The following is a 9,616-nucleotide window of genomic DNA, read 5'->3' on the forward strand; positions in this document are numbered from 1 at the left end:
GCGTACCACACCGCGCTGGCACGCGGCACCGACGTGGACAAGCCGCGCAACCTGGCCAAGAGCGTGACGGTGGAGTAAGGCCGGACATGGCTGGCGGGTGATGCATGCAAGGGTGGCCCATCGCGGCCACCCTTTTTCGTTTCCGTGTGGCACGATGCGGCCACTGGGCCTGCCGCATCACGGAGGATGCATGCGCCACCTTGACGCGTTCGATGTGGTGGCCAACCTGCGCAATGGTCGCAGTGTCGAGCAGTTGCTGCCGGCTCGCCGCGATGCCGACTGGCGGGTCATCCGCTTCCTGGTCATCGATCGCGAACGGGAAGGGGGGTGGGTAGTAACCCTGCACGAGGTCGCCGACGTGGGTACTCCGCAGTATCTGGACATCTACAGCTTTCCCAGCGTTGCGCCCGATCCGGACGAGGCACAGGGGGCGTCGTTCGCCAGCATCGAGGCGGCACTGGAATACGCGCAATGCGTAGCGGGGGCGGACATGCGGCGCTTCGTCAATTCAGGCATGGCTGAATCCGAGTACAGGGATGCCTATCACCCGCAGTGGTGAAGACCGCTATGCGATGACACGTCCGTGCGAGGCCGCATGCGCCTCTCCCGGGACGGTCCATGGAAGATTCAATCCGCGCGCATCGACGCGCATATCAGGGGGGCGGTAGATGAAGAAGTGGCAGGTGGTTGCACTGGCAACGGCAGTTGCGATGTTGTCTGCGTGTGCGAGTGTCCCGGCAGCGGACAAGGGTCAGATGGAGCTGGCCAAGACCTTCCCGGTGCCGGAGGAAGGCAAGGCAGGTGTCTATATCTATCGCAACAGTTTTGTCGGCCAGGCACTGAAGAAGGATCTCTGGATCGATGGCGAATGCCTGGGTGAGACCGCGAACAAGGTGTTCTTCTACACCCTGTTGTCCGGCAACCAGGAACATGCGATCTCGACGGAATCGGAGTTCTCGCCCAATGACATCAAGCTGCTTGTCGAGGCGGGAAAGAACTACTTCATCGAGCAGACCATCAAGATGGGGGTGTTCGTTGGTGGCGCCAAACTCACTGTCGTTCCAGAGGCGGAGGGGCGGCGCCAGGTGGCGCAGTTGAAGCTGGCCCAGAAGGGGCAATGCTCCCGATAGCATCGGGCAGGATGCGCCGGTGGTGAACCGGCGCATCCGTACATGCCGCAGCGCATGCTACGCACCGGTGTTGTCGGCGCGCTACGGGTTCTGGCATCGGTACCTCCCGCGACGGGCCGGGTCTGACCGCCTGACTTTGCAGGGTCGGGCGGTTGAACCGGCGTCGGCCATCCCCGTGCGAACTTGAGGGCGGGGCACCCACTGCATTCAGCGCCGGTTTCAGGCCGGGTGCGATTCTCGGAAGTGTCGAAGGTTCCTACGACGTACTGTCCCATCGATGCCGCTAGTGACCGATGGACGCAGTCGTAGAATCAAGTTGACCGAGATCCGGGTTGAGCCGTTGAATCCGCCTCGTTCGCGTTGCAGCACCTAGCCCGCCTGCTGGCGAAATGCCAGATCCGGCAAAGTGCGCCAGACGTGCGCTGAAGGGTCTGTTCCCGGGGAGGGGGCGAATCGGCAGAGCACACTTTTTTGACTTGAGTGACCTGCACCAGGAAACAAGAATGAACGTCCGCGAGCTCCTGCAATCCAAGAAAGAAGCTGTCATCACCATCGACACGGAAGACACGATCGGTGCCGCCGCGCACAAGATGAGCGCGAACAGGATCGCTGCACTGGTAGTGATGAAGGATGATGCCCCGGTCGGCATCATTTCCGAAAAGGACATCGTCCGCAGCCTGGCCGATGATGGCCCGCAGGCTGGCCGACGGGTGATTTCCAGCCTGCCGTCCACCGGCCTGGAAGGCATCGCGCCGGACGCCACGTTGAAGCAGGCCATGTCCCTGATGACCTACTCGCGTCGTCGCCACCTGATGGTCACCGATGGCAACCAGCTGGTCGGCATCCTCAGCCTGGGTGACATCGTGAAGAACCTGCTGGGCGAACTGGAGCTGGAAAAGGCCGTGCTGCAGGACATCTACATGGCGGCCCACTGAGGCCTGCGCAGTGCGATGAGACGAAGCCGGGCATTGCCCGGCTTCTTCGTTGGTAACGCCGGGCCATGCCCGGCGAGCGCGTAGCGCAGGAATCAGAAACTGACCTTGACCGAGTCGGCGCTGTAGTTCGCCGGGCCGTGGTAGACGACCTCGATGTTGTTGCCATCTGGATCGAGCACGAAGGCGCCGTAGTAGCCGGGATGGTAATGGCGCTCGCCGGGCGCGCCGTTGTCCTTGCCGCCAGCAGCCAGCGCAGCGCTGTGGAAAGCATCGACGGTGGCGGTATCGCGGGCCTGGAACGCCAGGTGGTGGCGGCCGGTCAACTGGCCGGCGGCGGCCTCGCTGCTGGCGCTGGAAATGAACAGTTCGTCGGCCCAGAAGTAGTCATCGCCTTCACCGGCCACCGGGATGCCGATCGTGTCGAACACCGCCTGATAGAAGCGGCGGCTGGCGGCCAGATCGCGCACGACCAGCTGGATGTGGTCGATCAGGCGGCCACGGTGCAGTTCCATCGTTTCCATACGAACCTCGCTAAAAAGGGGGGCGGAGTCGGTAGCGCCGGGCCGTGCCCGGTGAGCGCGCAGCGCGGCCTGCTCAAGGCCGCCGGGCATGGCCCGGCGCTACCGGAATTGTGCCCCTTTCTGGGTCAGGCGTTGGAGATGATCTCGACCCAGTAGCCGTCCGGGTCCTTGATGAAGGCGAGGTTCTTCATGCGGCCGTCGGTCAGGCGCTTCTGGAAGGTGACGCCCAGGGCTTCGAAGCGCTGGCAGGCCGCTTCGATGTCCGGCACCGACACGCAGATGTGGCCGAAGCCGCGCGGGTCGCTGTTGCCGTCATGGTAGACCGCGCCGTCCTGGTTCTCGGTGCCATGGTTGTGGGTCAGTTCCAGCACGCCCGGCAGGCCGGCCATCCACAGGCGGCGGGTGTTGTCATCTTCCGGCACCGTGGCGCCGGCCGGAACGTAGGCCAGGAAGTACAGGCTGAACTGGGCTTCGGCGAAGTCGCGCTTGTCGATCAGCTGGTAGCCCAGCACGCGGGTGTAGAAGTCCAGCGAGGCGGTGGCGTCCTTGACCCGCAGCATGGTGTGGTTGAAGACGAAGCCGGTGGTCTCGGCCGGGGCCTGGGCGGCGACGCCGGGGACATCGCGCAGGGCGGGAATGGTCATGGGGGAGGTCCTTCAGACAGGGCCGTTGCCGGCCGGATGGGTGTCATTCTACGGGCCGGCAGCTGACGGCACCGCGACGTACAATGGCCGGATCGCACCGTTCCGTCCTGATGACCATTGCCCGCCATGTCGCAGCGTGAATGGGTGGCCGCCGCCATCCGCAAGATCGAAGCCGATTTCAACCGTTCCGCCGATACCCACCTGATCCCGCTGGCGCTGCCCGGGTTCGAGGGCATCGAGGTGTACCTGAAGGATGAATCGAGCCATCCCACCGGCAGCCTCAAGCACCGGCTGGCGCGTTCGCTGTTCCTGTATGCGCTGGCCAACGGCTGGCTGCGTGAAGGGCGGCCGGTGATCGAGGCCTCCAGCGGCTCCACCGCCGTTTCCGAGGCCTACTTCGCGCGCCTGCTCGGCCTGCCATTCATCGCAGTGATGCCGGCCACGACCTCGCCGGAGAAGATCGCGGCGATCGAGTTCCACGGTGGCCGCTGCCATCTGGTCGAGCGCGCCTGCGACCTCAACTGCGATTCGGAAAAGCTGGCCCGCGAAACCGGCGGCCACTTCATGGACCAGTTCACCTATGCCGAGCGCGCCACCGACTGGCGTGCCAACAACAACATCGCTGAATCGATCTTCAAGCAGATGGCCGAGGAGCCCAGCCCGATTCCGGACTGGATCGTGTGCAGCCCCGGCACCGGCGGTACCGCAGCAACGCTCGGGCGCTACGTCAGCTATCGTCGGCATGACACCCGCATCCTGTGCGCGGACCCGGAAGTCTCGGTGTTCTACGATGGATACCAGGCTGCCCTGGCCGGCGGCAACGAGTGGCGCGGCATGACCTGCAACGGCGGCTCGCGGGTGGAAGGCATCGGCCGGCCGCGGGTGGAGTCCAGCTTCATCCCGACCAGTGTCGATGCCATGGTGAAGGTACCCGACGCCTTGAGCCTGGCCGCGATGCGCCACGTCAGCCGCCAGCTGGGACGCCGCGTCGGTGGCTCCACCGGCACCAATTTCATCGGCGTGCTGCAGGCCGCGCAGTGGATGCGCGAGGCCGGCCGCCAGGGCAGCATCGTCAGCATCCTGTGCGACAGCGGCGATCGCTACGCGCACAGCTATTACGACCCGGCCTGGTATGTGCGGCAGGGAATCGATGTGGACGCTGCCGACGCGCAGGTAGCGGCGGCGGTGGCCGGGCAGGGCCTGCCTGGATTGCCGTGGTGCAGTCTGGAAGCGCTGTAAGCCGGGGCTCTGGCAGGGTCGAGCCATGCTCGCCCCGTGTTTCTCGCGTCGCTACGCAGGCTCAGTAACCTGCGGCCATGAAGGCCTCCAGTACCGCATCGCGCAGAGCGTCGGGCAGGGCCTCGATCTCCACGGCGCGGTCGTCCAGGTGCAGGCGCGGGTCCAGGCTGCTGGTCCGGCCCTGGGCCAGGGCCTGCAGCCACAGCAGCACGCAGATGACGAACTCGCGCTCGTGGCCCAGCCGCACCTGGCTGGCACCGCGCTCGATCACTTCGAACGGATACCATTCCTGCTCGTCGCTGAACCTGCCGCCCTGGCGCTGCAGTGCCTGCAACTGCTGGAGGTGGCGCGGCGCATCATCGCCCGCATCGCACAGCGCGGCGATCCAGGCCAGTTCAGTCGGGCTGGCCGACAGCGCCAGCGACGGTGAACGTACTGCGGATGGAGCTGGAGCCAGACCTTCCATGTGGGGCCTCCTCGATACGTTCCGCTGCGGTCTCCCCCGCGCCGCAAGCTTCAGCCGGCGGCCGTAAGGCCGACGTGAACAATGGCCCGCCGCCCCTTGTCTGCCGACCCGGCCAACGCCATATCGATCTGGCTGCCCGCGCTGCCGGGCCCGTACCCTGGAGACCTGCCGTGACCGTTGCCAACCCCCTGCTCGATTTTTCCGGCCTGCCGCGCTTCGAGGCGATCCGCCCCGAGCATGTGGCGCCGGCGCTGGACGTGCTGCTGGCGCAGGCCGAAGCGGCGGTCAGCGCTGCCGAGCAGGTGCAGCCGGTAACCTGGCAGACCTTCGTCACCCCGCTGGACGATGCCACCGAACGCCTTTGGCGTGCCTGGGGCCTGGTGGGCCACCTGCAGGGCGTGGTCAACACGCCGGAGCTGCGTGAGGCCTACAACAGCAACCTGCCGCGGGTGACCCGCTTTGCCAGTGCGCTGGGCCAGAACCTGGCGCTGTACCGCCAGTACCAGGTCCTGGCGGCCAGCACCGAAGCGGCTGGTTTCGACGAGGCGCGCCGCAAAGTGCTGGACAACACCCTGCGTGATTTCCGCCTCGGCGGTGCCGAACTGGATGCGGACGCGCAGCAGCGTTTTTCCGCCATCAAGGAGGAGCTGTCGGCGCTGTCGGCGAAGTTCTCGCAGAACGTGCTCGACGCCACCGATGCGTGGTCGCTGATCGTCGAAGACCTGGCGCGCCTGGCCGGCGTGCCGGACGACGTGAAGGCTGCTGCACGCGCCGCTGCGGAAAAAGACCGCAAGGCGGGCTGGAAGCTGACCCTGCAGATGCCGTGCTACCTGCCGGTGCAGACCTGGGGCGAGGACCGCGACCTGCGCGAGATCCTGTACCGCGCCAGCGCGCAACGCGCTTCCGAGTTCGGCGACGATGCACTGGACAACGGCGGCAACATCGATCGCATCCTTGCACTGCGTGCCGAGTTGGCCGCGCTGCTGGGCTTTGATTCCTACGCCGACTATTCGGTGGCCACCAAGATGGCCAGCGACCCCGCCGAAGTGCTGGGCTTCCTGCGTGACCTGGCTGCGCGCGCCAAGCCGTTCGCCGCCAAGGACCGCGCCGAGCTGGAGCAGTTCGCCCGCGAGCACCTCGGTATCGACAGCCTGCAGGCCTGGGATCTGGCGTTCGCCGCCGACCGCCTGAAGCAGGCGCGTTACAGCTACTCCGAGCAGGAAGTGAAGCAGTACTTCACCGAACCGAAGGTACTCGGCGGCCTGTTCTCGGTGATCGAGCAGCTGTACGGCCTTCGGGTGCAGGAAGACAGTGCGCCGGTCTGGCATGAGGACGTGCGCTTCTTCCGCCTGGTGGATGCGCAGGACAACCTGGTGGGCCAGTTCTACCTGGACCTGTACGCCCGCGAGGGCAAGCGCGGCGGCGCGTGGATGGATGACTGCCGCAACCGCCGAGAGCGCGCCGATGGCAGCGTACAGACGCCGCTGGTGTACTTGGTGTGCAACTTCGGCCGTGGTGCCGATGGCAAGCCGGCAACCTTCAGCCACAATGAAGTGACCACGCTGTTCCATGAAATGGGCCATGGCCTGCATCAGCTGCTGACCCGCATCGGCGAACTGGGCGTGGCCGGCATCAACGGCGTGGAGTGGGATGCGGTGGAGCTGCCCAGCCAGTTCATGGAGAACTTCTGCTGGGAATGGGAGCACCTGCAGGGCATGACCGCGCATGTGGAAACCGGCGAGCCGCTGCCGCGCGCGCTGTACGAGCRCATGCTGGCCGCACGCAACTTCCACAGTGGTATGGCCACCGTGCGCCAGTTGGAATTCGGTCTGTTCGACATGCTGCTGCACAGCCAGTTCGAGGTGGCGCAGGACAGCGTGCTGGCACTGCTTGAGCGGGTGCGTGCGGAAGTGGCGGTGAACCATCCGCCGAGCTGGAATCGCTTCCCGCACCAGTTCAGCCATATCTTCGCCGGTGGCTATGCCGCCGGTTACTACAGCTACAAGTGGGCCGAAGTATTGAGCGCCGATGCCTACGCCGCGTTCGAGGAAGCACCGCAGGCGCTGGCCGCGACCGGCGCGCGTTTCCGCGACGAGGTGCTGTCGCGCGGCGGCAGTCGCCCGGCCGCCGAGAACTTCAAGGCCTTCCGCGGCCGTGCGCCGCAGATCGACGCGCTGCTGCGTCATTCGGGCATGGCGTAAGCACGCTATCGCCATCCACGCATGGCGTGGATCTACCGGAATGCCGGCCAGCGGCCGGCACTACCGAAGGCGGTTCATTCGGCGTAGATCATCTTCCGGGTCATGCCGCCGTCGACAATGAAGTCCTGGCCGGTGCTGAAGCCGGACAACGAGGACAGCAGGTACACCGCCAGTGCGCCGATGTCCTCGGGTTCGCCGACGCGGCCAACCGGATGCTGGGCGTGGTCGGTGGCCGAGTACTGCGGCACGTGCCGGCGTGACGGCGCCTGCCAGGCATCGGTGCTGATCCAGCCGGGGCTGATGCTGTTCACCCGCACCGCCGGTCCCGTACTGATGGCCAGCGCATGGGTGAAAGCCACCAGCCCGCCCTTGGCCGCAGCGTAGGCTTCGCTGTGCGGCTCGGACTGCCAGGCGCGCGTCGACGCGATGTTGATGATCGCGCCTGCATCGGCCGACAGCGCCGGCAATGCGTGCTTGCTGCACAGGAACGCGCCATGCAGCGATGACAGCCGGCGCTGCCATTCTTCCCAGTCCATGTCCTGCAGCAGGGTGCCGTGCGGCCCGGCGATGCCGGCATTGTTGACCAGGCCATCGATGCGGCCGAAGCGTTGCAGGGCCATCGCGATGAAGTCGCGCACGCTGCTTTCGTCGGTGATGTCCAGCCGCTGGAACGCGGCATCATCGCCGCGCTGCCATTCGGCCAGGCAGGCCTGGCCCGCCTCTCCATCCAGATCGCCGATCAGCACACGGCCGCCGGCCCCGAGCACCGCCTGGGCGATGCCGCGGCCGATGCCGTTGGCACCGCCGGTGACCAGCACCACCCTGCCGTGCAGCGGCGCAGTCGGCCAGGTGGCAATCGGCGGCACCGTGCTCATGACAGGTCGTCACCGCGCAGGCGACGGTGCCAGCCCTCGACACCGATCCTGTCCAAGGTCTGGATGTTGCGCTCGACGATCACGTCCGGGTCCGGGTAGACATCCACTGCGCGTGCCACGCTGTCTTCGCGCAGCAGGTGCAGGGTGGGGTAGGGCGCGCGGTTGGTGTAGTTGCTGGCGTCATCGGCGGCGACGCCATCGAACTGGTAGTCCGGATGGAAGCTGGCCACCTGCAGGATGCCCTGCAGGTCCAGCGCCTCGATCGCCGCATCGGCGTTGTCGAGGAAGTCGTTGTAGTCGAGGAAGTCGGTCAGCACCTGCGGGTGCACGATCAGGGTGGTATCGATCTGCTCGGCCGGCGTGTCGCGCAGCAGCACCAGTTCTTCGGCCAGTTCTTCCACCAGGGCTTCGGGTGTGGTCGCGTCGCTCAGCACGATGCGGACCTGGTCCTTCACGTACACCGCCTTGGCGAACGGGCACAGGTTCAGGCCGATGACGATGCGCTCCAGCCACAGGCGGGTGGCGGCGATCGGGTCATCGGTGGGCAGGGGGGTGTCGGTCATGGCGGGCGCATCGGCTGGCGGGGGAGGTCATTGTAGGCGGGCCGCTGCAGGGGCGCCGTTCACTGTGCAGGAACTGGACAACGGTGATGCTGGAAATTCCCATCGATTCAATCCCTTGCCGATATCACGCCAATGGCCGATTGCCCACACTGCCGGCCCGGCGTGCAATGGCGGCACGACACAGGAGGACTTCACATGACTGCATCTTCCCCATGGCTGCCGGACGCACTCTGGTCAGGCGCCTTCTTCGATGGCCAATGGAGCGCCGCTGCACAGCGCCAGCCGGTGATCGAGCCCGCCACCGGGCACTCGCTTGGCGAAATCGGACTGGCCGACGCGGCGCAGGTCGCGCGCTCTGCAGCCGCTGCGGCGCAGGCACAACAGGCATGGGCGGCGGCGCCGTACGAACAGCGCGCCGAGGTGCTGCGCAAGGCTGCACGCCTGGCCGAAGAAAACATAGACACGCTGGTCGACTGGCTGGTCCGCGAAAGTGGCTCCACCCGCCTGAAGGCCGGTTTCGAGGCCAAGGTGACCATCAAGGCGCTGCATGAGGCCGCCGCGCTGCCTTCGCGCAGCGTGGGTGAGATCCTGCCGTCCGAGCCCGGGCGGCTGAACCTGGCGCGGCGCCGTCCGCTGGGTGTGGTGGGGGTGATCTCACCGTTCAATTTCCCGCTGTACCTGGCGATGCGCGCGGTGGCGCCGGCCATCGCGCTCGGCAACGCCGTGGTGCTCAAGCCCGACCCGCGCACGGCGGTGTGCGGTGGTGTGGTGATCGCACGCCTGTTCGAGCAGGCTGGTCTTCCGCAGGGTGTGCTGCAGATGTTGCCCGGCGATGGCGCCGCCGGTGCCGCGCTGACCAGCGACCCGCATGTGGCGATGATCCAGTTCACCGGCTCGACGGCGGCCGGACGCAAGGTTGGCGAAGCCGCCGGMAAGCACCTGAAAAAGGTGTCGCTGGAACTGGGCGGCAAGAACGCGCTGATCATCCTTGACGATGCCGATCTCGACCTGGCCGTGGCCAACACCGCCTGGGGCGTGTACC

Annotated in this window: 11 protein-coding genes; 6 read left to right on the forward strand and 5 right to left on the reverse strand. The window is 66.4% G+C overall.

All coding sequences use genetic code 11. The features are described 5' to 3' along the window. Positions 1-190: 190 nt before the first annotated feature. The 3 genes from AB4Y84_RS05870 to AB4Y84_RS05880 all read left to right on the forward strand — a co-directional run bounded on the left by AB4Y84_RS05870 (position 191) and on the right by AB4Y84_RS05880 (position 2,065). Complete coding sequence (locus tag AB4Y84_RS05870; protein WP_442245038.1) at positions 191-559, forward strand: hypothetical protein; 369 nt, start codon at positions 191-193, stop codon at positions 557-559. Positions 560-668: 109 nt separating this feature from the next. Then, a complete protein-coding gene (locus AB4Y84_RS05875; RefSeq protein WP_442245039.1) occupies positions 669-1,130 on the forward strand; it encodes a DUF2846 domain-containing protein in 462 nt (153 codons plus the stop codon). A gap of 503 nt (positions 1,131-1,633) precedes the next feature. Beyond that, positions 1,634-2,065, forward strand: a complete 432-nt coding sequence (locus tag AB4Y84_RS05880) for a CBS domain-containing protein (RefSeq protein ID WP_180165548.1) — start codon at positions 1,634-1,636, stop codon at positions 2,063-2,065. A 92-nt stretch (positions 2,066-2,157) separates the two neighbouring features. Here AB4Y84_RS05880 and AB4Y84_RS05885 read toward each other — a convergent pair whose 3' ends face one another. Next, the gene (locus AB4Y84_RS05885; RefSeq protein ID WP_312786922.1) at positions 2,158-2,586 is read right to left on the reverse strand and encodes a VOC family protein; all 429 of its coding nucleotides are present in this window, start codon (positions 2,584-2,586) and stop codon (positions 2,158-2,160) included. 125 nt (positions 2,587-2,711) lie between these two features. Then, a complete protein-coding gene (gene gloA, locus AB4Y84_RS05890) occupies positions 2,712-3,230 on the reverse strand; it encodes a lactoylglutathione lyase (RefSeq protein ID WP_180165550.1) in 519 nt (172 codons plus the stop codon). A gap of 126 nt (positions 3,231-3,356) precedes the next feature. Here gloA and AB4Y84_RS05895 point away from each other — a divergent pair, with 126 nt between their 5' ends. After that, positions 3,357-4,469 (forward strand): PLP-dependent cysteine synthase family protein, encoded by a 1,113-nt coding sequence (locus AB4Y84_RS05895; RefSeq protein ID WP_025877326.1) that lies wholly within the window; start codon positions 3,357-3,359, stop codon positions 4,467-4,469. A 61-nt stretch (positions 4,470-4,530) separates the two neighbouring features. Here the strand turns inward: AB4Y84_RS05895 and AB4Y84_RS05900 are convergent, their stop codons facing one another. Continuing rightward, positions 4,531-4,935: a hypothetical protein gene (locus AB4Y84_RS05900; RefSeq protein ID WP_363731507.1), complete on the reverse strand. Its 405-nt coding sequence runs from the start codon at positions 4,933-4,935 to the stop codon at positions 4,531-4,533. A 170-nt stretch (positions 4,936-5,105) separates the two neighbouring features. Between AB4Y84_RS05900 and AB4Y84_RS05905 the strand changes: the two genes are divergently transcribed. Further along, a complete protein-coding gene (locus tag AB4Y84_RS05905; protein ID WP_442249865.1) occupies positions 5,106-7,136 on the forward strand; it encodes a M3 family metallopeptidase in 2,031 nt (676 codons plus the stop codon). A gap of 74 nt (positions 7,137-7,210) precedes the next feature. On the opposite strand, the gene AB4Y84_RS05910 is transcribed toward AB4Y84_RS05905, so the two are convergent. Beyond that, the gene (locus tag AB4Y84_RS05910) at positions 7,211-8,011 is read right to left on the reverse strand and encodes an SDR family oxidoreductase (RefSeq protein WP_428703889.1); all 801 of its coding nucleotides are present in this window, start codon (positions 8,009-8,011) and stop codon (positions 7,211-7,213) included. Beyond that, entirely contained in the window at positions 8,008-8,574 is a 567-nt protein-coding gene (locus AB4Y84_RS05915; RefSeq protein ID WP_025877318.1) for a DUF1415 domain-containing protein, read from the reverse strand. The genes AB4Y84_RS05910 and AB4Y84_RS05915 overlap by 4 nt, the downstream gene beginning before the upstream one ends. Positions 8,575-8,769: 195 nt before the next feature. On the opposite strand from AB4Y84_RS05915, the gene AB4Y84_RS05920 reads away from it, so the two are divergent. Further along, positions 8,770-9,616: aldehyde dehydrogenase family protein (locus tag AB4Y84_RS05920; protein WP_442249866.1), on the forward strand; the 847-nt coding region annotated here is incomplete at its 3' end.

The sequence above is a fragment of the Stenotrophomonas sp. 2YAF22 genome (assembly GCF_052114665.1).
Taxonomy (GTDB): Bacteria; Pseudomonadota; Gammaproteobacteria; order Xanthomonadales; family Xanthomonadaceae; genus Stenotrophomonas; species Stenotrophomonas indicatrix.

What these genes read in the sequence shown, in the direction of transcription:
- AB4Y84_RS05870 (WP_442245038.1), top strand. Translation starts at nt 191, where the DNA reads ATGCGCCACCTTGACGCGTTCGATGTGGTGGCCAACCTGCGCAATGGT.
- AB4Y84_RS05875 (WP_442245039.1), top strand. Translation starts at nt 669, where the DNA reads ATGAAGAAGTGGCAGGTGGTTGCACTGGCAACGGCAGTTGCGATGTTG.
- AB4Y84_RS05880 (WP_180165548.1), top strand. Translation starts at nt 1,634, where the DNA reads ATGAACGTCCGCGAGCTCCTGCAATCCAAGAAAGAAGCTGTCATCACC.
- AB4Y84_RS05885 (WP_312786922.1), bottom strand. Translation starts at nt 2,586, where the DNA reads ATGGAAACGATGGAACTGCACCGTGGCCGCCTGATCGACCACATCCAG.
- gloA (WP_180165550.1), bottom strand. Translation starts at nt 3,230, where the DNA reads ATGACCATTCCCGCCCTGCGCGATGTCCCCGGCGTCGCCGCCCAGGCC.
- AB4Y84_RS05895 (WP_025877326.1), top strand. Translation starts at nt 3,357, where the DNA reads ATGTCGCAGCGTGAATGGGTGGCCGCCGCCATCCGCAAGATCGAAGCC.
- AB4Y84_RS05900 (WP_363731507.1), bottom strand. Translation starts at nt 4,935, where the DNA reads ATGGAAGGTCTGGCTCCAGCTCCATCCGCAGTACGTTCACCGTCGCTG.
- AB4Y84_RS05910 (WP_428703889.1), bottom strand. Translation starts at nt 8,011, where the DNA reads ATGAGCACGGTGCCGCCGATTGCCACCTGGCCGACTGCGCCGCTGCAC.
- AB4Y84_RS05915 (WP_025877318.1), bottom strand. Translation starts at nt 8,574, where the DNA reads ATGACCGACACCCCCCTGCCCACCGATGACCCGATCGCCGCCACCCGC.